The organism is Pantoea sp. X-Soil-TKNS-1280 (genome assembly GCF_059730475.1).
In genome coordinates this window covers 189228-212906 of the sequence record NZ_AP035962.1, presented here as the reverse complement: position 1 = coordinate 212906, position 23679 = coordinate 189228, and the positions used below count along the sequence as shown (strand labels likewise).

The 23679-nt window shown below is 55.4% G+C and carries 19 protein-coding genes and 4 tRNA genes; 4 read left to right on the top strand and 19 right to left on the bottom strand.

The window, feature by feature from the left end; genetic code table 11:
* Positions 1–431: 431 nt before the first annotated feature.
* The 16 genes from AC6I8X_RS00965 to trxA form a co-directional block, all read right to left on the bottom strand.
* Positions 432–508: transfer RNA gene (locus AC6I8X_RS00965), tRNA-Pro, on the bottom strand.
* A 26-nt stretch (positions 509–534) separates the two neighbouring features.
* Positions 535–621 (bottom strand) — tRNA-Leu (locus AC6I8X_RS00960).
* Between the two features lie 16 nt (positions 622–637).
* A tRNA-His gene (locus tag AC6I8X_RS00955) sits at positions 638–713 on the bottom strand.
* A 64-nt stretch (positions 714–777) separates the two neighbouring features.
* Positions 778–854, bottom strand: a tRNA-Arg gene (locus AC6I8X_RS00950).
* 158 nt (positions 855–1012) lie between these two features.
* Positions 1013–1747, bottom strand: coding sequence for a lipopolysaccharide N-acetylmannosaminouronosyltransferase (wecG, locus tag AC6I8X_RS00945; RefSeq protein WP_497841006.1), 735 nt, complete (start codon positions 1745–1747; stop codon positions 1013–1015).
* A 39-nt stretch (positions 1748–1786) separates the two neighbouring features.
* Complete coding sequence (gene wzyE, locus AC6I8X_RS00940) at positions 1787–3130, bottom strand: ECA oligosaccharide polymerase (protein ID WP_497840419.1); 1344 nt, start codon at positions 3128–3130, stop codon at positions 1787–1789.
* On the bottom strand, positions 3127–4197 hold the full coding sequence (gene wecF / locus AC6I8X_RS00935) for a TDP-N-acetylfucosamine:lipid II N-acetylfucosaminyltransferase (RefSeq protein ID WP_497840418.1): 1071 nt from the start codon (positions 4195–4197) through the stop codon (positions 3127–3129). Before wecF ends, wzyE begins: the two co-directional genes overlap by 4 nt.
* Positions 4194–5447: a lipid III flippase WzxE gene (gene wzxE / locus AC6I8X_RS00930; RefSeq protein WP_497840417.1), complete on the bottom strand. Its 1254-nt coding sequence runs from the start codon at positions 5445–5447 to the stop codon at positions 4194–4196. The genes wecF and wzxE overlap by 4 nt, the downstream gene beginning before the upstream one ends.
* On the bottom strand, positions 5447–6577 hold the full coding sequence (gene rffA / locus AC6I8X_RS00925; RefSeq protein ID WP_313684701.1) for a dTDP-4-amino-4,6-dideoxygalactose transaminase: 1131 nt from the start codon (positions 6575–6577) through the stop codon (positions 5447–5449). The genes wzxE and rffA overlap by 1 nt, the downstream gene beginning before the upstream one ends.
* On the bottom strand, positions 6564–7271 hold the full coding sequence (gene rffC, locus AC6I8X_RS00920) for a dTDP-4-amino-4,6-dideoxy-D-galactose acyltransferase (RefSeq protein ID WP_313684703.1): 708 nt from the start codon (positions 7269–7271) through the stop codon (positions 6564–6566). The genes rffA and rffC overlap by 14 nt, the downstream gene beginning before the upstream one ends.
* A 21-nt stretch (positions 7272–7292) precedes the next feature.
* Positions 7293–8552, bottom strand: a complete 1260-nt coding sequence (gene wecC / locus AC6I8X_RS00915) for a UDP-N-acetyl-D-mannosamine dehydrogenase (protein ID WP_497840416.1) — start codon at positions 8550–8552, stop codon at positions 7293–7295.
* Positions 8553–8554: 2 nt separating this feature from the next.
* Positions 8555–9679: a non-hydrolyzing UDP-N-acetylglucosamine 2-epimerase gene (gene wecB / locus AC6I8X_RS00910; RefSeq protein WP_313684707.1), complete on the bottom strand. Its 1125-nt coding sequence runs from the start codon at positions 9677–9679 to the stop codon at positions 8555–8557.
* Positions 9680–9689: 10 nt separating this feature from the next.
* On the bottom strand, positions 9690–10739 hold the full coding sequence (gene wzzE / locus AC6I8X_RS00905; protein WP_497840415.1) for an ECA polysaccharide chain length modulation protein: 1050 nt from the start codon (positions 10737–10739) through the stop codon (positions 9690–9692).
* A 31-nt stretch (positions 10740–10770) separates the two neighbouring features.
* The gene (gene wecA, locus AC6I8X_RS00900; RefSeq protein WP_299455429.1) at positions 10771–11847 is read right to left on the bottom strand and encodes a UDP-N-acetylglucosamine--undecaprenyl-phosphate N-acetylglucosaminephosphotransferase; all 1077 of its coding nucleotides are present in this window, start codon (positions 11845–11847) and stop codon (positions 10771–10773) included.
* Positions 11848–12122: 275 nt separating this feature from the next.
* Positions 12123–13382, bottom strand: a complete 1260-nt coding sequence (rho, locus tag AC6I8X_RS00895) for a transcription termination factor Rho (RefSeq protein WP_013507337.1) — start codon at positions 13380–13382, stop codon at positions 12123–12125.
* A 347-nt stretch (positions 13383–13729) separates the two neighbouring features.
* The gene (gene trxA / locus AC6I8X_RS00890; RefSeq protein ID WP_021183775.1) at positions 13730–14062 is read right to left on the bottom strand and encodes a thioredoxin TrxA; all 333 of its coding nucleotides are present in this window, start codon (positions 14060–14062) and stop codon (positions 13730–13732) included.
* A 117-nt stretch (positions 14063–14179) separates the two neighbouring features.
* Between trxA and rhlB the strand changes: the two genes are divergently transcribed.
* Both rhlB and ppx read left to right on the top strand, forming a co-directional pair.
* Positions 14180–15475 (top strand): ATP-dependent RNA helicase RhlB, encoded by a 1296-nt coding sequence (gene rhlB / locus AC6I8X_RS00885; RefSeq protein WP_497840414.1) that lies wholly within the window; start codon positions 14180–14182, stop codon positions 15473–15475.
* A gap of 7 nt (positions 15476–15482) precedes the next feature.
* A complete protein-coding gene (gene ppx, locus AC6I8X_RS00880; RefSeq protein ID WP_313684729.1) occupies positions 15483–16967 on the top strand; it encodes an exopolyphosphatase in 1485 nt (494 codons plus the stop codon).
* A gap of 37 nt (positions 16968–17004) precedes the next feature.
* Here ppx and rep read toward each other — a convergent pair whose 3' ends face one another.
* The gene (gene rep / locus AC6I8X_RS00875; protein ID WP_313684720.1) at positions 17005–19029 is read right to left on the bottom strand and encodes a DNA helicase Rep; all 2025 of its coding nucleotides are present in this window, start codon (positions 19027–19029) and stop codon (positions 17005–17007) included.
* 152 nt (positions 19030–19181) lie between these two features.
* Between rep and ppiC the strand changes: the two genes are divergently transcribed.
* On the top strand, positions 19182–19463 hold the full coding sequence (ppiC, locus tag AC6I8X_RS00870; protein WP_084871696.1) for a peptidylprolyl isomerase PpiC: 282 nt from the start codon (positions 19182–19184) through the stop codon (positions 19461–19463).
* On the opposite strand, the gene AC6I8X_RS00865 is transcribed toward ppiC, so the two are convergent.
* Both AC6I8X_RS00865 and pdeH read right to left on the bottom strand, forming a co-directional pair.
* On the bottom strand, positions 19464–21524 hold the full coding sequence (locus AC6I8X_RS00865) for an AsmA family protein (RefSeq protein ID WP_497840413.1): 2061 nt from the start codon (positions 21522–21524) through the stop codon (positions 19464–19466).
* Positions 21525–21586: 62 nt separating this feature from the next.
* Positions 21587–22360: a cyclic-guanylate-specific phosphodiesterase gene (pdeH, locus tag AC6I8X_RS00860; protein ID WP_299455443.1), complete on the bottom strand. Its 774-nt coding sequence runs from the start codon at positions 22358–22360 to the stop codon at positions 21587–21589.
* Positions 22361–22642: 282 nt separating this feature from the next.
* Here pdeH and kdgK point away from each other — a divergent pair, with 282 nt between their 5' ends.
* On the top strand, positions 22643–23575 hold the full coding sequence (gene kdgK, locus AC6I8X_RS00855) for a 2-dehydro-3-deoxygluconokinase (protein WP_497840412.1): 933 nt from the start codon (positions 22643–22645) through the stop codon (positions 23573–23575).
* Positions 23576–23679: the final 104 nt, after the last annotated feature.

Genomic DNA, 23679 nt, shown 5'->3' with positions numbered 1-23679 from the left:
GATGGTACCCGACTCAACGTAATGTCCTTCTAACTGCAGTAAGGCTTACGCGATACTGCCAGGCTGGACAACGGGTACCGTAAGGGGCTCTGCATCATTCCCAGGTTTATGCAGCATCAGCAGACATAAGAGGTGGAATGAGCATCTACAATGTCATTATTGCATAAGTCGTGCCAGGTTGGCAGATAATGAATTTATTCTTTTTATATCAATGAATTAAAAATGGAAAGGTTTTGGTGTTATCGCATCATGTCGGGAAACCGCGACATGCCGGGATAAAGCTGTCTCTGTCGGGCGACAGGCAGTGCAAGGATCTGTAAAACCATTATAAATCATACAATTACATGTCGCCATCAGGAGACAACCGACAAAATCGCTGATCTATAGACGAAAAAAAACCTGCTCTTAGCAGGTTGTTTTTCATATTAAGATGGTCGGCGAGAGAGGATTCGAACCTCCGACCCACTGGTCCCAAACCAGTTGCGCTACCAAGCTGCGCTACTCGCCGATTTTTATCTATCTTAATATTTTGCCTGGTGCGAAGAGAGGGACTTGAACCCTCACGTCCGTAAGAACACTAACACCTGAAGCTAGCGCGTCTACCAATTCCGCCACCTTCGCATGTCCCAGCAAAATCTGGGGTGGCTAATGGGACTCGAACCCACGACAACTGGAATCACAATCCAGGGCTCTACCAACTGAGCTATAGCCACCATAAATCTTTTTACTACTTAACGCGGTATTTAAAACCACCGAAGCTCTTGCGCACAAACTTAATGGCGCGCCCGACAGGATTCGAACCTGAGACCTCTGCCTCCGGAGGGCAGCGCTCTATCCAGCTGAGCTACGGGCGCGTAGCGCCGTTGCGGATGGGCATACTACGGGCTTGGTACCAGACTGTCCAGTGCTTTTTTAATAAAAAAACGCGTTTGATTACGCTTTGTGCATTCCGTCGATAAATGCGGCACTTTCCCCTTGCTGCAGCCGTGAATTGCTGCATTTATCAGCAATATCAGAGATCGCCGCGCCAGTGATAACCTAAATATTTAAGTAATTTTATCTGGCGACGCCAGCGCGATGGCTGACGAATCAAACGATACAGCCACTCCAGCCCCATTTTTTGCCAGTAGCGAGGGGCTCGCGCCACCCGGCCGGTGAAAACATCGTAGGTGCCTCCCACGCCCATATACAGCGCATTGGGGTAATGGGCGCGACAATCGCGCATCAGCAGCTCCTGGCGCGGCGATCCCAGCGCCACCGTCACAATCTGGGCTTTGCTTGCCGCCACACGCGCAAACAGCGTCTCGCGTTGATCCGGGGAGAAATAGCCATCCTGGCTGCCAACGATGTTCACATTCCATTGCTGACGCAACTTATCGCAGGTTTCCTGCAACACCTGTTGATGACCACCAATCAAAAATACCGGAATGCCGCTGCGTCCGGCACGTTCCATCAGGGCTTCCCATAAGTCGGCACCGGCAATACGGTTCACCTTGAGTTGCGGGTATTTCTTCCGTAGCGAGCGAACGATGCTGATGCCATCGGCATACTTGAATTCGGCCTGTTCAATCAACTGGCGGACTTCAGCGTCGCTTTCCAGCGTCAGCATTTTCTCTGCGTTGATCGCCACCAGCGTACCGCTGCGCGGTTTATCGTCTGGCAGCAGAAAGTGCAGAAAGGAGGCCATATCCCCGAAAGCGCAGAGATCGACACCACGCACGGGGTAACGCAACGCCTCTGTATTCATCTTATTCAACGTCAAACATCTTCCTGTTAGGCCCCAGAGTTAAGAGGGGCTGGGTAAAACCGGCTCACCACGCTGACGAATCAGTCCGGCACGATCCAGCAGCCAGTAAAGCAGCTTCGCCACCAGCAAACAGGCAGCAAAAATAATGCAGAAAAACACCACGCGTGAGCCGAACGCATCCAGCCCTTCACGTGCCAGTACAATCATGTTGAACACCGCGCCAAAACAGAAGCTTTGCAGAATGGCTCCGCTATAGCGGTTGGTTTCATCACGGCCACGCGCATACAGGTTATCGAAGCCTTTCATCAGCATCCCCACCGCGATGGCACCCAGCGGTATAAACCCTACGCCGCCCATCACCAGCAGCGACCCCAGCAGCGTCGGCGATATCGCCAGGCCGGAATGGTTATTCAGCACTTCCCAGGTAAAGTAGTTAGCGCTGTTCAACACCATCGAAGGACGACCGGGCCACAGCCAGCTGGGAATAAACACATAAAAGTCACGCCACATCGGTGCCAGGCCCTGGAACTCGATCTTGTGATAATGCTGCAATAACAGTGCCAGATTCTCCCACGGCGAGAAGGTATCACGCGTCAGATAGAGGAAGGTGTAAAACGCCTCTTCACCCATCACATCGAGGTTGTAACGACGCAGCGCCAGCCAGAACATACCGCCAACCGCCATCACACCCGCCCCCGCCAGCATCCATAAGGTAATCCAGCCGCGGGTAATACCAATAAACAGGAACAGCGCAAAGGCGATGATGATGTTGGCACGCGTACCGCCGACTAGCGCATAAGTCAGCAAACCAAAGGCTACCGACACCAGCAAAAACAGTAACCATTGGCGTTGTGTGGGATTGAGGAAGTAACGGATCAGCATTGCCGGAATGAAAAAATAGAAGAAACGCTTGAGCGCAACACCGGACACTTCACTGGAGAAAATCTGGTTGTACGCCGTCAGCCGGAACAGCAGCAGGCCGTTGTGCATAAAGAACACCGTGACCGTACCCATTGCCACCAACGCCAGCAGCAGGCAAGTCAGGTTCGTTTCCACCCGATTCATCTGTAGCCAGGGTTTCGGCGGCGCGGCAGTGGCCGGGCGTAAGCGTACTTTATAGCTGACGTAATAAATCGCATAGAAACTGGTAGCGGCCAGCAGCGCCTGCAACAGATACTCCGGCGGCACCACCGCCATATTAAAGCGGAACACCAGAATGCTGGTGAGCGGAAAACCGAAATAAAAGGTCAGTAAAAACAACAAGGTGAAAAACAGGTGGAAATTAAAACGCACCCGTTTAAATTCCCGCCAGGTTAGGGTCAGAATGAACCCCAGCGAGAACAGATACACCACCAGCAGACCGCTAAACTGCATGAGGGTCATAATGTCTCCGTTTCACTCAGAGTGAGCGCCTCGCGCCACCCTGTCAGATAGCCAGGGGCAAAGAATGCGATGGCGGAGGGATCGCATTGCGCTAACTGGCGCTGTGCCTCCACGATCCGCGCCTCATCAAGCGCATCGTCGCTGAACAATACCGGCACCCCCTGCTCGCTGAGATCGCGCCAGAAGGGGTTTTTGCGGTTGAGCACAAACGGAATGCCAGCCTGAATCAACAGACAGATGGTACCAATCCCCTGCTGGCGTTCAAACATAAAATAACCCAGCTGGCAGCGGCTCAGCAGTGCCAGATAAGCATCAAAATCGATCTTATCGCGTAGTAAAGTTACCTGCCCCTGTGGGAACAGCTGCGCGGCAGCTGCGGCAATTTCCGCAATATACACATCGTTATCAGCAGGATAGCCCAGCGGCACCACCACCTTCACCCGTTCGCCAAACTGTGCTCTGATCGCCTGTAAACCGGCAATATGGCGATTGCTGCGATCGCCCGAATTGCCCAACAGGATGGTCAGTTCATTATGTTCAGCCGCGACCGGCATCGCACATTCCGGCATCCGCGTCGGGAAATACAGCAGCGACCCCGGCACATGCGGATGACGCTGCTGATAATGGTGCAAATCGCCGCGCGTCGCGAATACGCGCGCCATACGTCCCTGTGCGAGGCGGCGCAGCAGATAGAACAGCCGATACTTCAGGCCACTGCCCTCTTCGTACAAATCGGCACCCCACATGTGCCAGAACGCCTGCCGCCGCCGTAGCTTACCGCTCAGCAATGCCAGCCAGATAGTCGGGTTAAACTGCCCGTGGAAAAAGAAGCGCTGCTGACGATCGGCGGCACGTTGCATCACCGCCTGCGCCAGCGCGCGTTTATTCGGGAAGGTTTCAATCTGCAGTGACTGATACGCCTGCAATGCTTGCGGGGTTTGCGTCACCACCATAAACCGACGCGGCGTGTTCACCGGCAGCAGGCGGGTGATCACTTCATCAAAGAAGCGCAACACCGTGTGATTATGATGGGGGATGTCCGATCCCAGCACATGAGTTAACGTCATTTTTTCCGGCAATAAATCGTGAAAACGCCACAACACAGGGTGAAGTAGCAGATATAGGTCGCCATATAGGCTTGCGCGGCACCTGTTGTGCCATGTAACGGAATCAGCCAGTGGGAAAAGGCCAGCAGCAAGATGAACTGGCTGACTTCAGTCAAAATATAGAAGCGCAGCGAGGCTTTGGCGATCACCAGGTAGCCGAAAACATACGCGCCGACTTTAAACACGTCACCGCACAGCTGCCAGACGAACAGATCGCGCATCGCGGCAAATTTTGTGGAAAACAGCAACCAGATAGCCACGTCGCGCAGCAGCCAGACGCAAAAGCTGGCTGCCGCCACAGCAGGCAGGACAAAGCGCAGCGCACGCAGAATTTCGCGGGTGATCTGTGGCTTATGCTCCAGCCGTGCCAGAGTTGGCAGCAGCCAGACGCTAAACGTGGCGGTGATAAATTGCAGGTAAGCATCAGAGATACTGGTCACCCCCTGCCACAACCCCACCTGCGCCCAGCCTTGCTGCTGCGCCAGCAGGTTACGCATCATCACCCAAGCCACCGGTAGCGTTACCGAAGTGATCAGCGCCATCAGGGTATACTTCGCCAGATTACGTGCCAGCTCCGGCTGCCACACCGGCTGTAACCAGCGCAGCGGCAAGACCCGATCATGACGGCGCAGCATCACCAGCGCCGGAATCACGATCAGCGCGGGCACCAGCGCCAGGCCAACCAGCGCACCGGCATAACCGCCAACCCACCAGCACAGCACATAGGCCAGCACCCCCATCAGGCTGCCCGCCATCAACGCCAGCGCATTACCACGCGCATCGCGAAAGCCTTTCAGCAGCGCCAGCGTCAGGTTGGCCCAGGCGATGCCGAGCTGCAAAAATGCGACGATCCTGACCACGCCCTGATAATGGTCATGACCGAACAAGGCACGACTGATGGGAGCCGCCGCCAGCAGGAACACCAGCGCCAGCAGCGTGGAGAAACCCAGCACCAGCGCTGACGCGGTACCGGTGACGGCACGCAACGACTCAGGCTGCTGCTGAAATTGCGCCACATAGGTGGTGACGCCGTTGAAGATACCCGCCCCCGCCAGTACGCCAAGCACGGTTATCATCTGACGAAAGTTACCGGCCTGGCCAACACCTTCCGGCCCGAAACTGACAGCCAGCAGTTTAACTACCAGCAAACCCGCAACTATTTTGACCAGCGTGGACGAGGCGGTCCACACCGAGGCTTTAGCCAGCGACATCAGGCAAAAAAGCTCAGCAGAGAGTTAATGACCGTGCGCTGATTGTTGTCCGACAGATTGTAGAACAGCGGCAGACGCAGCACGCGCTCACTCTCAGCCGTGGTAAACACGTCATCACCGTGGAAGCGACCAAAGCGCTCTCCTGCCGGTGATGAATGCAGCGGGATATAGTGAAATACGGTGAGAATTTCCGCTTCTTTCATCCAGTTGATCAGTGCCTGCCGATCATGGCTGTCGCGCAGCTTGATGTAAAACATATGCGCGTTGTGGCGACAGCTGTCCGGCACCACCGGCAACGCAATGCGTCCGATTGCTGCCAGCGGCTGGAGTGCCGCAAAGTAGTTGTTCCACAGGCGTAAACGCTGCTGGTTGATGCGTTCGGCTGCTTCCAGCTGCGCCCACAGATAGGCCGCCTGCAAATCCGCCATCAGATAACTGGAACCGATATCGCGCCAGGTGTATTTATCCACCTGACCCCGGAAGAACTGGCTACGATTGGTGCCTTTTTCGCGGATGATCTCCGCACGTTCCACCAGCTTTGCCTCATTAATCAGCGTCGCACCGCCTTCACCACCCGCGGTGTAGTTTTTGGTCTCATGGAAGCTGAAGCAACCAATATGGCCGATGGTACCCAGCGCGCGCCCTTTGTATTGCGACATCACGCCCTGCGCGGCATCTTCAATCACATACAGTTTATGCTTCGCCGCCAGCGCCATGATGGTGTCCATTTCGCAGGCCACCCCGGCGTAATGCACCGGCACGATAGCGCGGGTTTTGCTGGTAATCGCCGCTTCAATCAGGGTTTCATCGATATTGAGCGTATCGGGCCGCACATCAACGAAGACGATGGTCGCACCGCGCAACACAAAGGCATTGGCTGTGGACACAAAGGTGTAGCTCGGCATGATCACTTCATCACCGGGCTGGATATCAATCAGCAGTGCCGCCATCTCCAGCGAGGCGGTGCAGGAGGGGGTCAGCAGAACTTTTTTGCTGCCGAAGTGTTGTTCCATCCACTGCTGACAGCGCCGGGTAAAGCCGCCATCGCCGCACAATTTGCCGCTGGCCATCGCCGACTGCATATATTCAATTTCGCTGCCCACCACCGGCGGGGCATTAAATGGGATCATGTGCGTTCCTGTAAAACCAGTAGGCGGTGCTTTCGAGCCGCGCACCGCTGCGTAAATAGAGGCGCATCGCCGCCAGGTTACTGAGCTGGGTGGCAACACGCAGGCGATTAAGCTGGCGCACCCGCCCCCAGTCCGCTGCCGCCAGCAGTAGCCGCTGACCAATCCCCTTGCCCTGCGCTTCAGGCAACACCGCCAGCAGGCCGATGCGCGCATCGTCGTTCTGTTCGCGTATCGAGACAAATCCCTGTAACGCGCCCTGTTCATCGCAGGCGATCAGGCATTGATTATCAAAGGTGCCGCGCACGGCGTTTTCAATCCATTGCGCATAGAAGCGGCTGCTGTCATCGGCGTGAAACCAGGGCGCACGAAAGCGGCTCAGGCGGAACGCCGTCGCGGCGGCAGCGCGCAGCTGCGGGATCTGCGCTTCACGCGCGATACGCACACCGGTTTGCCGTTCGGTACGCTTAATGTTGATGGCAAGGTCAGCTTCTCCTTCCACCAGCTGGAAACCGTGCCGACTGATGGCATCAATCACATCGTTACGTTCAGCGGCCACCTTCATTTGCCAAAGCGCACAGGGCTGTTGCAGCGCCAGCGTCAGCGGCGTATCGCCATCAGGATCCAGCCGCGCCGTCTGCACGGCGAAGAAACCGCTTTCCCACGCCAGGGGATTAATACTGACGCTGACGGACATAGCGGGTAACCCGAAATTGTTTCATCGCCAGACTCCTTTGGTATCGACAATCCACGACTGTGTCACCTGTGCTGCATCGATGGCGCGAAATGCGGCGTGATCGACCAGCATCACCAGGATATCGGCGTGTTGCAGTGCCGCCGTGGTGGTCACCAGCGTGGCTTCGCGCACGAGGCGTGCGGGGATCTCACTGATATGCGGTTCCACCACCCAGGTGGTACCGCTATGCCATTCGGCGATCAGGTGCGCTACCGTCATCGCCGGACTTTCGCGCAGATCGTCAATATTGGGTTTAAACGCCAGACCGAAGCAGGCGATGGTGATATCACTGGCGCGCTTGCCGCTGGCCGTCAGACATTCCGCCAGCTGCTGTTTTACCTGATCCAGCACCCAGCGCGGTTTGGCATCGTTAACTTCCCGCGCAGTGCGGATCAGTCGCGCCTGCTGCGGGTTTTGCGCCACGATAAACCAGGGATCGACCGCAATGCAGTGGCCGCCAACGCCCGGGCCAGGTTGCAGGATATTGACGCGCGGATGACGATTCGCCAGCGCAATCAATTCCCAGACGTTAATCCCCTGTTCGGCGCAAATCAGCGATAATTCATTGGCAAAGGCGATATTGACGTCACGGAAGCTATTTTCCGTCAATTTGCACATCTCGGCAGTACGCGCGTTGGTTTCCACGCACTCACCGCGCAGGAAAATCCGGTATAGCTCACTGGCTCGCGCGGAACAGGCGGGCGTCATGCCACCAATAACCCGATCGTTCTCAATTAACTCCACCATCACTTTGCCTGGCAGCACGCGCTCCGGACAATAGGCAATGGCGACATCCACCGCCTCACCGTGTTGCGGGAAGCGCAGGTCCGGACGCGCAGCCGCCAGCCATTCAGCCAGTTGCTCGGTGGTCCCGACCGGTGACGTGGACTCGAGGATAACCAGGTCCCCGGCTTTTAACACCGATGCAATGGCGTCAGCCGCTGCCTGGACAAAACTGAGATCCGGTTGATGATCGCCGATAAAAGGCGTCGGTACCGCAATCAGAAACGCATCGGCCGCTTCGGCCTGCATGGTCGCACGCAGATGGCCGCTGTGGACGGCATCACGTACCACGTCACCCAGTTCCGGTTCCACGATGTGGATTTCACCACGATTAATGGTCTCGACCGCGCGGGCGTTGATATCGACGCCCACCACGTTTATTCCCCGGGAAGCAAAAATGGCTGCCGTCGGCAGCCCAATATAGCCCAGTCCAATAACGGAAATGGTTTGAAAACTCATGGTTATGCTCTGTGATTTTTGAGGGCCTGCAAAATGCGTGCGCAGGCCTGGCCGTCGCCATAAGGGTTGTGCGCATGGCTCATCGCCAGCCAGGCGTCTTCGTTGTCCAGCAGCTGGCTGACTTCAGCGACAATTTTGTCAACATCGGTACCAACCAGTTTGACCGTACCGGCAGCCACCGCTTCCGGACGCTCGGTGGTGTCACGCATCACCAGCACCGGCTTGCCTAGTGAGGGGGCTTCTTCCTGAATACCACCCGAATCGGTGAGGATCAGCCAGGCCCGGTTCATCAGCCAGACAAAAGGCAGGTACTCCTGCGGCTCAATCAACACGATATTTTCGATGCCGCTCAGAATGCGGTTCACCGGTTCGCTGACATTGGGGTTGAGGTGCACCGGATAAACGATTTGCACCTGCGGATGCTGGCGGGCAATGTGCGCCAGCGCACTGCAAATACGTTCGAAACCGCCGCCAAAACTCTCACGCCGATGACCGGTGACCAGCACCAGCTTTTTATCCGGGTTGAGGAACGGATAACGCGCCGCCAGCCTGGCATTGAGGTCAGCATCATCCAGCACGCGGTCACGTACCCACAGCAACGCATCAATGACGGTGTTCCCCGTGACGAAAATACGCTGATCCGGCAGATTTTCATGCAGCAGGTTTTGGCGCGAGTTTTCGGTGGGCGTGAAGTGATAACTTGCCAGATGGCCGGTCAGGGTGCGGTTCGCTTCCTCCGGCCACGGTGACATCAGGTTACCGGTGCGCAGACCCGCTTCCACATGCCCCACCGGAATTTGGTGATAGAACGCCGCCAGGCTGGCGGCCAGCGTGGTGGTGGTGTCGCCATGCACCAGGACGACATCGGGCCTGAAGTCAGCCAGCACGGTTTTCATGCCCTGCAAAATACGGCAGGTGATCTCTGTCAGGCCCTGCTCCGGGCGCATGATATTGAGATCGTAATCGGGTTGCAGGTTGAACAGACGCAGCACCTGATCGAGCATTTCGCGATGCTGCGCCGTGACGCACAGGCGTGACTCAAACGCAGCATCCTGCGCCAGCGCCTGCACCAGAGGTGCCATTTTGATCGCCTCAGGACGAGTGCCAAATACGGTCAGAACTTTCACGCGGCTTCTCTTAATGACTCGTTGGTAACATCGGGCGCGGACGGCGCACCAATGCAACCCCCGCACCCACCAGCGCGCCGATGACGCCCCACATGATCATCATAAACGCCCGACGTGGACTACTACGTGTCACCGGTTCCTCCGGTGTACGCAGGTAACGATAAGTCTGGAACTGCTTATCCAGCTGGGGTCCGGCCTGCAACGTCGCCAGCATCACCCTGTTTTGATCATAGCTTAAATCGTAGGCAGGTCCGCTTGCCTGCAGAGTATCAAGCTGGGCCTGCAGCATTTGCTGCCCCAGCAGGAAGCGGTCACTGTCCGGCAGGTTCCCGCTGTTCGCAACCGCGCGGTTTTCTTTGATACCCTGCTCGCTGGCGATTTTCAACGCCTGCCCGATACGCTGACGCTGACGTTCGAATACCGCCTGCGCCACATCTTCCTGACGTTTCACCTGCGCCTTTAATTGCTCGCTACGCGCCTGCCAGGCTCCCTGCAACTCCTCATCAAGATGGCGTGCTGCCCGTTCGCTGGCGTAAGCAATGTACTGACGCAGCAGATTATTGGCATCGCTGGCGCTTTCGGCATTCAGTTTAATGTTATCCAGGGTGTTATGCGCCGGATCAGCTGGCGTGAACTGGATATTGGTGATCATCTCGTCAAGCAACGCCGCATCGTTGCGGGTATTGCCACTTTTGCGGCTTTTATAGTAGTCAGTCTGTAACCAGAACTCACGACGCGTATCCCATGAAGCCAGTTGCATGGTGAACTCCTGATACACTTCGTCCATCACCGTGGGTGCGGGTGTGTTCAGGTTCAGCGTGTTGTTACGCGCATCAAGGTTATTGATAAATTGCTGCTGGACGAAATAATCGCCCAGCATGTTGACCGTGGGTCGATCGGTAATCGCCGTGGTGCTCCATACCTGTTTCATCAGCATGGAAGCCAGCCATGCCAGCAGTGCAAACAGCAGCGCCAGACCCATAATCCAGCGTTTGCCGCGCCACAGTGCACAGCACAGGCCGCGAATATCCAGTTCGTTCTCCACAACAACAGAGGTCATAACAAGGAATCCTTATTCGGGTTCTTAATAATTATTTTTTAACTTCGCTCGCGCTCTGCCAGCGGCGTTTGATACGGCGAACTTTACGCGCGACGCGCCAGGCGTGTTTCAGGCAATAGCCGTAGAAACAAAACGCCACCAGAAATAGCAACAACATCACCCACTCCGGGATGAAGGCCAGATACTCACCCAATACCCCGATACCCGCAAGGATCGCCGCCGCAGTGGTAATCAACAGAAATGCCTGCCGCGAAGTAAAGCCCGCGCGCATAATCAGATGATGGATGTGCTGGCGGTCGGCAGAAAACGGACTCATCCCCTTACGCAGACGGCGATACATGATGGCAACCATATCCATCAGCGGGATGGCAATCAGCCATAGCGCCGTCACGGGCGTAATCGGGTGGCTCAGACCCTGCGTGGTTTCCAGTAAGATCCAGATGATGGTGAAACCGATCATGGTGCTACCGGCATCACCCATAAACACTTTGTAGCGTCGTCCGAGGAAACCGAGGTTAAGCAGAATATAAGGGATGGTGGCGGCAATCATGGCGAAGCACCACATCGCCAGGCTGCTCTGACCGTCAAAGTACAGAATGATGCCCATCGCACCAAAGGTGACGCAGGATAAGCCCCCCAGCAAACCATCGATACCATCAACCATATTGAAGGCGTTGATAGCCGCCCAGACGGCAAACAGCGTCAGCACGTAGCCAAACGGGCCAACAATCAACTCGAACGGGCCAATGATAAAACCGAGACTGAGTAAATAGAGTTTGGCCCCCACCATCATCACGACGGCAATGGCAGCCTGCACCCCGGCACGAATCTTCACGCTGATGTCGAAGCGATCATCCAGTGCACCGACAAACACCAGCACACCGGCGCAGCTGAGATACAGCAAAGCATGGGGGAGATAGTAGTTGGAAATGATAAAAGCGAAGCAGATCCCCGCGTAGACGGAGATACCCCCGACAAGCGGAATGGCACCATGGTGACGTTTTCTGGAATTGGGTGTGTCAACCAGCCCAATCTTTTTAGCCGCTTTACGAGCAAAAAACAGGAACGCTAAGGAAAACAGAAAAACTATACCAAGTTCAGTACTCATAGTGAGTAAATTCACATTAACGCTCTCAGCTAAAATCGTGGACAACAATAAGCAATTTTTTCGCCTTTGCCGTTCATCCCGAGTCCTAATTCCGCCTCAGAAGTGTGCGTTTGATTAAAAAATAATCACTTCTGCCACAGTCATTATAAATACTCCCGACAGGCCTAATCCTAATGCCCGGAAATGAAAAACGCCACGTTAAGACGTGGCGTTAGTGATAAATCCTGGCAAATTGTGCGGAAAGAACGGCTGAGGCGCTCTCCACACCCAACGCGTCAGGAACGCTTCATCATATCGAAGAATTCGTCGTTGGTTTTGGTCATCGCCAGTTTGTTGATGAGGAACTCCATCGCATCGATTTCACCCATCGGATGGATGATTTTGCGCAGGATCCACATCTTCTGCAGTTCTTCAGAAGAAGTCAGCAGCTCTTCTTTACGCGTACCGGAGCGGTTGTAGTCAATCGCCGGGAACACACGTTTTTCCGCAATCTTACGGGAAAGGTGCAGTTCCATGTTGCCCGTACCTTTGAATTCTTCGTAGATGACTTCGTCCATCTTCGAACCGGTATCAACCAGCGCAGTCGCGATGATGGTCAGGCTGCCGCCCTCTTCCACGTTACGTGCCGCACCGAAGAAACGCTTCGGACGATGCAGGGCGTTGGCATCCACACCACCGGTCAACACTTTACCGGAGGCTGGAACAACGGTGTTGTAGGCACGCGCCAGACGGGTGATGGAGTCGAGCAGGATGATCACGTCTTTTTTGTGCTCAACCAGGCGCTTGGCCTTCTCAATCACCATTTCTGCAACCTGCACGTGACGGGAAGCCGGTTCGTCGAAGGTCGATGCGATAACTTCGCCTTTCACCAGGCGCTGCATCTCGGTCACTTCTTCCGGACGTTCGTCAATCAGCAGCACCATCAGCACGCAATCCGGGTGATTGTAAGCGATGCTCTGTGCGATGTTCTGCAGCAGCATGGTTTTACCGGCTTTCGGCGGTGCAACGATCAGACCACGCTGGCCACGGCCAATCGGAGAAGCCAGATCCAGCACACGTGCGGTCAGGTCTTCAGTTGAGCCATTACCCCGCTCCATACGCAAACGGCTGTTTGCGTGCAGCGGCGTGAGGTTTTCGAACAGAATCTTACTACGGGCGTTTTCCGGCTTATCGTAGTTAACTTCATTAACCTTCAGCAGGGCAAAATAACGCTCACCTTCTTTCGGCGGACGGATTTTACCGGAGATGGTGTCACCTGTGCGGAGGTTGAAGCGGCGGATTTGGCTGGGAGAAACGTAGATATCGTCGGGACCGGCGAGGTAGGAGCTGTCTGCAGAGCGGAGGAAACCAAATCCATCCTGCAGTATCTCCAGCACACCATCACCGAAGATGTCTTCACCACTCTTGGCGTGCTGCTTCAGAATGGCGAAAATAATATCCTGCTTGCGCATACGCGCCAGGTTTTCCAGCCCCATATTTTCGCCGAGAGTAATCAGCTCAGAAACCGGCGTATTCTTTAATTCGGTAAGATTCATATGATGGGTTCTTAAACTCGGGGTAATTCTCGAAATGTTTGTCGTGAATGGTATGGCGAATATTCCATGCCTGTTTAATGGCTCTTTATTCGACTCTGCTCGACGGATATCGTCAGGGATGGCGATAAGGGAGCGAGGAGACGGTCGATAATGTTGCCAGGGGTACTAGCCGTCAGATTGCCAAACCACGAAAACGTTCAATGCGAATAGGGTCTGACAAAGGAAATCTTTAGATGCAAACTACAAGGTAAGTGCGTAATGCAGTATTGACAACTTATCACGCTAAAACGGAGACGTCCAGCAGTGGAGAAAAAATTCACCACTGCGGACGAAACACCGCGCTGGGCTTAGCCCAGGTTAGCGTTCAGGAACTCTTTCAGCTGGCCTTTTGACAGTGCGCCAACTTTGGTAGCCGCCACCTCGCCGTTCTTAAACAGCAGCAGGGTCGGAATGCCGCGAATGCCATACTTCGGCGCGGTGCCCGGGTTGTCGTCAATGTTCAACTTGGCGATGGTGAGCTTACCGTCGTACTCTTCTGCGACTTCATCAAGGATCGGCGCGATCATTTTGCAAGGACCACACCATTCAGCCCAGAAATCTACCAGTGTCACACCGTCTGCTTTCAGCACGTCAGTGTCGAAACTGTCATCGGTCAGGTGAACGATTTTATCGCTGCTCATGTTTTACTCCACAAGATTATGCCTGGCGAATTGGCGTAAAATTTACCAACGTAGGTTGACTTTATTTCATCGGATACGCTTTCGTAAAGCGATAGTAAGCTGATATTCTACCACACTATGAGCAAAACACACTTAACAGAACAGAAGTTTTCCGACTTCGCCCTGCACCCAAAGGTAGTGGAAGCCCTTGAAAAGAAAGGCTTTCATAACTGCACGCCCATTCAGGCGCTCGCGTTGCCTCTTACGCTTTCAGGGCGTGACGTCGCGGGTCAGGCGCAAACCGGTACCGGCAAAACGATGGCGTTTCTGACGTCAACGTTTCATCATCTTCTTACTCATCCTGCAGCTGAAGGCCGCCAGGTTAATCAGCCGCGCGCGTTGATCATGGCGCCGACGCGTGAACTCGCAGTGCAGATCCATGCTGATGCAGAACCGCTGGCAGCAGCCACCGGCCTGAAGCTGGGTCTTGCCTATGGTGGCGACGGTTACGATAAACAGCTGAAAGTGCTGGAACAGGGCGTGGATATTCTGGTGGGTACCACCGGACGCCTGATTGATTACGCCAAACAGAACCACATCAATCTGGGCGCGATTCAGGTGGTGGTACTGGATGAAGCCGACCGTATGTTCGATCTCGGTTTTATCAAAGACATCCGCTGGGTGTTCCGCCGCATTCCTCCTGCGACACAGCGTCTGAGCATGCTGTTCTCCGCCACGTTGTCGTACCGTGTGCGCGAACTGGCGTTCGAACATATGAACAACGCTGAATACGTGGAAGTGGAACCGGAGCAGAAAACCGGCCATCGCATCAAAGAAGAGCTTTTCTATCCTTCTAACGAAGAGAAAATGCGTCTGCTGCAGACCCTGCTTGAAGAAGAGTGGCCAGATCGTGCCATCGTCTTCGCCAACACCAAGCATCGTTGTGAAGACATCTGGGGCCACCTGGCTGCCGATGGCCATCGCGTCGGTTTGCTGACCGGTGATGTGGCACAGAAAAAACGTCTGCGCATTCTCGACGATTTCACCAAAGGTGACGTTGATATCCTGGTGGCAACCGATGTCGCCGCGCGTGGTCTGCATATTCCTGCGGTTACCCACGTGTTTAACTACGATTTGCCCGACGATCGTGAAGATTACGTGCACCGCATTGGCCGTACTGGCCGCGCGGGTGCCAGCGGTCACTCCATCAGCCTGGCGTGTGAAGAGTATGCACTGAACCTGCCAGCCATTGAGGAGTATATCGGTCACGGCATTCCGGTGAGCAAATACAACAGCGAAGCACTGCTGAGTGACCTGCCGCCGCCGAAACGCTTGACCCGTAACCGCTCTGGCAATGGCCCGCGTCGTGGTGGCAACAATGCCAACCGTCGCAGTGGCGCACCGCGTAATAACAACCGTAAACGTTCGGGTTAAGCACACCATGCTAAGCGCATCGTCACTTTATGCTGCGATTGATCTGGGTTCCAACAGCTTTCATATGTTGGTGGTGCGCGAAGTCTCAGGCAGCATTCAGACGGTCGCGCGTATTAAACGCAAAGTGCGTCTGGCTGCCGGTCTGGACAAAGAGAACCAGCTATCAGCAGAAGCGATGCAACGCGGCTGGCAGTGCCTGAAACTTTTCTCCGAACAGTTGCAGGATATTCCTGCTGAGCAGATCCGCGTGGTCGCGACTGCCACGCTGCGTCTTGCCGCGAACGCGCAGGATTTTCTTGCCACCGCAGAGCAGATTCTTGGTTGCCCGGTCAATGTGATCAGCGGCGAAGAAGAAGCCCGACTGATTTATCAGGGCGTGGCGCATACCACCGGCGGTTCCGATCAACGTCTGGTGGTGGACATTGGCGGTGGCAGTACCGAACTGGTCACCGGTGAGGGCTCCCATGCCACCACGCTGTTTAGTCTGTCGATGGGTTGCGTAACCTGGCTGGAGCGCTACTTCAGCGATCGTCATCTGGCAAAGGAGAATTTCGCCCAGGCCGAGCAGGCTGCACGCGAAATGATTCGTCCGGTGGTGGCATCTCTGCGGGAAAAAGGCTGGCAGATTTGTGTGGGTGCCTCGGGCACCGTGCAGGCGTTACAGGAAATTATGGTGGCGCAGGGGATGGATGAACGTATCACCCTGAGCAAACTGCAACAGCTGAAACAGCGCGCCATTCAGTGCGGCAAGCTGGAAGAGCTGGAAATTGAGGGACTGACGCTGGAACGCGCGTTGGTTTTCCCCAGCGGTCTGTCGATCCTGATCGCTATCTTTCAGGAACTCGGTATCGAGAGCATGACGCTGGCCGGTGGCGCACTGCGCGAGGGCCTGGTCTATGGCATGCTTCATCTGCCGATTGATCGCGATATCCGCAGCCGTACCCTGCAAAACGTGCAGCGTCGTTTTGCCATCGATGTGGATCAGGCCGAACGTGTCCGGCAATTAGCGGAAAGTTTTATTCGCCAGGTAAGTACCAGCTGGAAACTGGATCATCGATGTCGCGATCTCCTGCTCAGTGCCTGCTCTATCCATGAAATTGGCCTGAGCGTCGATTTCCGCCAGGCTTCACAGCACGCCGCTTACCTGATTCGCCATCTCGATCTTCCCGGTTTTACCCCCGCCCAGAAAAAACTACTGGCCTGCCTGTTACAGAACCAGAGCGGCAGCATCGATCTCGCGCTACTGACGCAGCAAAATGCCGTGCCACCGCGCCTGGCTGAGCGTCTGTGCCGTTTGTTGCGTCTGGCGATTATCTTCTCCAGCCGTCGTCGCGATGACACCTTACCGGCGGTACGCTTGCAGGCGGATGATGATGCGTTGCACCTGACGCTGCCAGCGGGCTGGCTGCAGGCGCATCCGTTAAGGGCGGAGTTGCTGGAGCAGGAGAGTCATTATCAGTCGTATGTACATTGGTTATTAACCCTGTCCTGATCTACCCGTAGCGACGCGAATTTATCGCGTCGCTACATTATGACCCCTTCTTCGCGTTCTCCAGCATCGCCCGTAACCCGGCGACACGCGTCTGCCCGGTTTTCATCCGTTCCTCGGCGCTGACCACTTTTTTCTCGCGTTCCCACACCACATCATCCTGCGGCAATTCCAGCAGAAAACGGCTCGGCTCCGGGCGTACCAGCTCGCCATACTGACGTCGCTCGCGGCACAACGTAAAGGTCAGCTCCTTCTGCGCACGGGTAATCCCCACGTACGCCAGACGACGCTCCTCCTCGATATTGTTTTCATCGATGCTGCTCTGGTGCGGCAACAAACCTTCCTCCATCCCCACCAGATAGACATAAGGGAATTCCAGCCCTTTCGAGGCATGCAACGTCATCAGCTGTACCTGATCGACATCCTCGTCGCTCTCCCCGCGTTCCATCATGTCGCGCAGGGTAAAGCGTGTGACCACCTGCGCCAGCGTCATTGGCTCATCCAGCTCGTTTCCTTCCAGCATTTCCGTCATCCACTGGAACAGCATATTGACGTTTTTCATGCGCATTTCAGCCGCTTTCGGGCTGGGTGAGGTTTCAAACAGCCAGCTTTCGTAGTCGATGCCGCGAATCAGGTCACGAACCGCATTCACCGGCTCGCGCTCCGTGAGTTGAATCACCTCATTCAGCCAGCCGGTAAAGCGTTGCAGATGTTCCAGCCCGCGCCCGCTCAGAGTCTGCCCCAGCCCCATATCGAAGCTGGCATTGAACATACTCTTATTCCGCAGCGTGGCCCACTCGCCGAGTTTTTGCAGGGTAGCCGGTCCGATCTCGCGGCGCGGCGTATTCACAATACGCTGAAAGGCACTGTCATCTTCGGGATTGGTCAGTACACGCAGGTAGGCCAGTAGATCTTTAATCTCCGGTCGCGAGAAGAACGAGGTGCCCCCCGAAATCCGATAGGGAATACGGTTCTGCATCAGCTGCTTCTCGAAAACCCGCGACTGATGGTTGCCGCGGTAGAGAATGGCGTAATCCTTGTATTGCGTCTTATTGATAAAGTGATGCGCAATCAACTCTCCCGCGACGCGCTCCGCCTCATGATCTTCATGATTGGCCATCAGCACTTTCAGCTCGCTACCGACACCCAGCTCGGAGAACAGGCGCTTCTCAAACACATGTGGATTGTTGGCAATCAGGATATTGGCGGCTTTAAGGATGCGCTGTGAGGAACGGTAGTTCTGCTCCAGCTTCACCACCTCCAGCGCCGGAAAATCTTCTTTCAGCAGCACCAGGTTTTGCGGACGCGCACCACGCCAGGAATAGATCGACTGATCATCGTCGCCCACCACGGTAAAACGCGCCCGTGCGCCCACCAGCAGTTTGACCAATTCGTACTGGCTGGTGTTGGTGTCCTGATATTCATCCACCAGCAAGTAACGAATGCGCTGCTGCCAGCGCTCGCGGACTTCCTGATTACGTTTCAGCAGCAGCGTCGGCAGCAGGATTAAATCGTCAAAATCCAGCACGTTACAGGATTTCAGGTGTTGATCGTACAGCTGGTAGCAGTGGGCAAAAATCTGGTCACGTTGTGACTTCGCCAGCCCCACCGCGCCCTGTGGATCCACCAGGTCATTTTTCCAGTTGGAAATGGTGGAAATCAGTTGCTGCAACAGCGTCTTGTCTTCTTCCAGCCATTGCTTAGTCAGGTCTTTCAGCAGCGCCAGCTGATCCTGATCATCAAACAACGAAAAGGTGGATTTCATGCCCAGCGCGGCATATTCGCGCTTTATGATTTCCAGCCCCAGGGTATGGAAGGTGGAGATCATCAGGCCGCGCGCCTCTTTGCGCCCCAGCGTCTGCGCCACACGTTCCTTCATCTCGCGCGAGGCTTTGTTGGTGAAGGTCACGGCGGCGATGTGACGCGCCTGGTAGCCGCACTCGCGGATCAGATGGGCAATTTTATTGGTGATTACACGGGTTTTACCCGAGCCAGCACCGGCCAGCACCAGGCATGGACCGGTGACAAATTCGACAGCACGTTGTTGGCCGGGGTTTAAACGCATAACAGGATTTCACTCATCAGGATAAAAATTGCACATGTCGCGGCGCGATTTATCGCGCGTGCTTCAGGCGCATCACACTCGCGCGATAAATCGCGCCGCTACGAATCTGTGCGGGCTATAATGCGCGAGATTATACACAACAGGACCGAATCATGGCGAAAACTGCGGCGGCTTTACACATCCTGGTGAAGGATGAAGCACAGGCAAAAGCGCTGCTGGCCCAGCTGGAAAAAGGCGCGAATTTCCAGCAGCTGGCGAAAAAACACTCCACCTGCCCCTCCGGGCGTAACGGCGGCGATTTGGGCGAGTTCCGCAAAGGCCAGATGGTACCAGCCTTTGATAAGGCGGTGTTCAGCTGCCCGTTACTGCAACCTTACGGACCGGTGAAAACCGCCTTTGGTTACCACATCATCAAGGTGCTGTGGCGTAACTGATCATTTCTTCTGCTTCATCTGCTGCAACACCTTGCTGCATTGATTACTATCGGTGTCGCTCGGCGAAACCAGTGCCAGCAGTGCCGCAGCCGGTGCCAGCACCGTACCCAGCGCCACGGCAGCGGCACCACGGGCAATCAACGGCCCGGCTTTCACCCCGGCGTCGGGGCTTTTAAAGGTGCCGCGCACGTAAAGCGGTGAACGCAGCGTAATGATGCGCACGCCTTTACTTTCGGGGTCGATGGTTAAATCAAGACGTTCATTGGCGAAGTTGGCGCTGCCCGACACATTAATCACCGCATTCTCGGTATCAAACACAAACAGCTGTGGCGTCGCCAGCCCATTGCGGATGTTGAGATTAGTGGCGGCGCAGTTGATACGCACCTCATCATCGCCAAAAATCTTACCAACCACATAGTTGCCGACATTCAGCCCAGCGATCTCCATCAGGCTACGGCTGATCAGCCCGTCGTTCATCAGCAGCTTCAGCTCACCGTTGCTGGTTGCCAGCAAATCCGCCACCGAATTACCGGTGCCGCTCAGCGTCGCGTCGCCATTAAGCTGGCCGAGGCTTTTCTGCATCGCCTGCACGCCAGGAAATAGCTGGCGCAGCTTCAGTTTGCGTACATGCAAATCCGCACGACCGCGCATCGGCGTGCGATCCCCCTCCAGATGGATGGTGGCGTTGAGTGTCCCTCCCGCCATGCCAAAACGCAGCGGATCGAGACGTAAATCGCCGTTATTCAGCTGTAAATGGGTATAAAGATCGCTTAACGGCAGCGAATTGCTGTGTTCGATACGTTTGCCGCTGAATTTCACATCGGCATCCATCGCGTTCCAGCTTTTGGTCACAAACTTATCATGCGGCAGCACGCGATCGGCAGGTTGCGTTGAGGCTTCGCCACGCTGCGCTTTCGCCTGTTGCGTTTTTTCGCTGCCTTTACCGGAGTTGACGCCAATCAGCGGCCCCAGGTCAGCCATGCGCAGCTGATTTGAGGACAGTTCGCCGGTCAGCATCGGACGCGGTTTTTGCTGGCGGTAAACCAGCGATCCATGAATATCGCTGTCGCCGATATGGCCGTTAAAATTTTCATAGCGGAACGATGGCCCTTTGTCCTCGTTGAAACGCGCGATCAGGTGCCCATCGGTTTCATACGGCGGCGTATCCGGCAACAACACGCCGGTTAAACCATACAAATTCGCCAGTGTGTCGCCCGCGAAGCGCAGGCGCACATCCAGCCCGCCGAGATTGAGCGGGTCCTGCAAAGTGCCATCAACGCGCACCCGCGTGGTGCCATTACGCACATCAACCTGCAACGGGAACGGCGTGGTCTGGCTGCGCAGCGACAACATACCACCGATTTTGCCTTCACCATCGAGGCGTTGATTGTTGTAAGTGCCGCTGGCTTTCCAGCCAAACACAAAGTCACCCGCGCCCTGCTGCTTATCATTTCCGCCCGCCACCTGCGCGTAAGGCACCGGTTTGCCCAGCGGATTGATGGTGACGCTGACATCGGCTTTGTTAATGGCATCGAGATAGTGGATCTGCCCCTGATCAAACAAAATATTATCGAGGCGGAACGACCACGCCGAAGGCGCAGCACTGGCATCGCTGGTTTGGCTGCTGGCGAGGTTGAAAGTCCAGTTGTTTTGTTTGTCGGCGGTTTGTACCAGGCGGGCATCGGGTTGTTGCAGCTTGATCCACGGCAGATAAACCTGCTTATGCAGCAACGCCAGCGGCGCTAAGGTCGCTTCGACCCGCTGTAAATGCACCATGGTGACATCCGCAATCGCCGGGGGATTGCCCAGCATTATGTCATCGGCATGGACCTGCGGCCATGGCACCCAGCTGCGCCAGCCTGGTTCTGCGCGATTGCGCACCCAGCTGACACCTAAATCGCCGCGAATGGCGAAAGGTCGATTCAGTTCTGCCGAGACTTTCTGGTTGATGGTTGGCTTCAGGCGGTTCCAGTCAAAGGTTGCAATCACAACCACGACCACCACAACCAGCAACAAAAAAATCCCGATAACCCAGCTCAGGACTTTTCCTGTTCGAGACATGCTGCTTCCTCCTTGCCCTTCCACGTCTCATTTAAAGATAGTCGAGACGTTAAAGAACGGCATCAGGGAAGCGCTAAGGCCATGTTTTCCAGTTCGCTGAACGGAACCGGGCGGGAGAAGAAATAACCTTGTGCGGCCAGCGCCGGAGAGCTGCGCACCTGCTGCCACTCTTCCTCGGTTTCCACACCCTCGACGATGACGCCGTTGCAATAACGATTGATCAGCGCCAGCAACATGGAAAACAGCGTGCGCCCTTCTTCGGTGGAACGCAGCAGAATAAACAGCTCACGCGATAGCTTGATATAGTCGTAACGCAGTTCAGTCAGTGCTGAAAAGTTCGCCATGCCGGAGCCGAAATCATCCAGCCACAGCGGACCAAGTTCTGGCATCTGCGCGATCATCTCTTCCTGTGGCAACACATGGTGTTCGGTGAGTTCAAAACGTACCCATGGCAGTTGGGCAATCAGGCTGCGGATCTGTGGATGTTGCTGAATCGCCAGCAGCGTAGGGCCATCAATATTGACCGATGCCACCAGCTGACGCTGACAAAACAGCACCGACCACTGCATCAGCAGCTCAAGCTGTTCCTGCACCACATCGAGACGCTGCGCAATATCCAGCGCGTCAAAATAGATTTCCGGCGAAAGCCTTTTTTCTGGTGCGGATGGGTGCGTCACCGCAGTCAGTAATTCAATAGCCAGCAAGCGGCCTGAGACCTGGTAGATCGGCTGGAAAGTATAGAATCGTTGGCACTGCTGCCAGAAGAGACGCGTTTCCTGTTGTTGCTCCAGTTCAATTGAAGAAGGCAGCCGATGACTTAATTTCTTCATCACCATGGTTTTTTCCTGGTAGGTGGTGAGTGCCTGCAAATAGCATCTCAGCGGCAATTATCGGCGATCACCTGGATAACTTTATCAACCGACCAGCCACACGAGCTCTTGAGTGTAACAGCGCATGTCGCGCTTAATCGGTAAAACAAACGGCGGTTTGACCGCTAAATCACCTTTGAGACGCCACTTTGCTGCCTTAAGTGGAATTAAAACGCCGTTTTGAAAAACATTGACGACTGCCATACCAGACGCGAGACTAGAGGCAGAATTCACTACAGGCCGAAGACCATGACGCAGAAGAAAATCGCCATCATTGGCGAATGCATGATTGAGCTGTCCGAAAAAGGTGAGAACATCAAACGCGGTTTTGGCGGCGATACGCTGAACACCGCGGTATATCTGGCGCGCCAGTCTGCCTCAGAGCAGCTGCGCGTGGATTACGTTACCGCACTCGGCACCGACAGCTTCAGTGACCAGATGATTGCCGCCTGGCAACAGGAACAGGTGCAGACCGATTTAATCCAGCGGCTCGACAATAAAATGCCCGGTCTGTACTTCATCGAAACCGATGAACACGGCGAGCGCACCTTCTGGTACTGGCGCAGCGATGCCGCCGCACGCTACTGGCTCGATAGCCCGCAATCTGACGCGATTTGCCAGCAGCTGGCACATTACGATTATCTCTATCTGAGCGGCATCAGTCTGGCGATTTTACCCGCTGCCAGCCGCGAGAAGTTAATGGCACTGCTCAGTGCCTGTCGCCGCAACGGCGGCAAAGTCATTTTCGATAATAATTATCGTCCGCGCCTGTGGGCAGATAAGGCCAGCGCGCAGCAGGCCTATGCCGCCATGCTGCAAAACACCGATATCGCCTTCCTGACACTGGATGATGAGCATCTGCTGTGGGGCGAGCAGCCGCTGGAAACAGTGATTGCCCGCACACGTGCGGCGGGTGTCGCGGAAATTGTCATCAAACGCGGAGCGGAATCCTGCCTGGTGGCGGTGGGTGATGCGTCGCTGGTCGATGTGCCCGCCATTAAACTGGCGAAAGAAAAAGTGATCGATACCACTGCCGCCGGGGATTCATTCAGCGCAGGGTATCTGGCGCTGCGCCTGCAGGGTGCCGATCCGGATGCCGCTGCTGCACGCGGTCACCTTACCGCCAGCACGGTGATTCAGCATCGTGGCGCAATTATCCCACTGAGTGCCATGCCGCAGTAACGGGACCAACGCCCTGCCAGTCAGGGCGTTTTTTCGCCAGCCAATCATCATCCCGGCTAACAACACCACCCTGAAAATTTCCCTTAAATCCACATTTATCACGG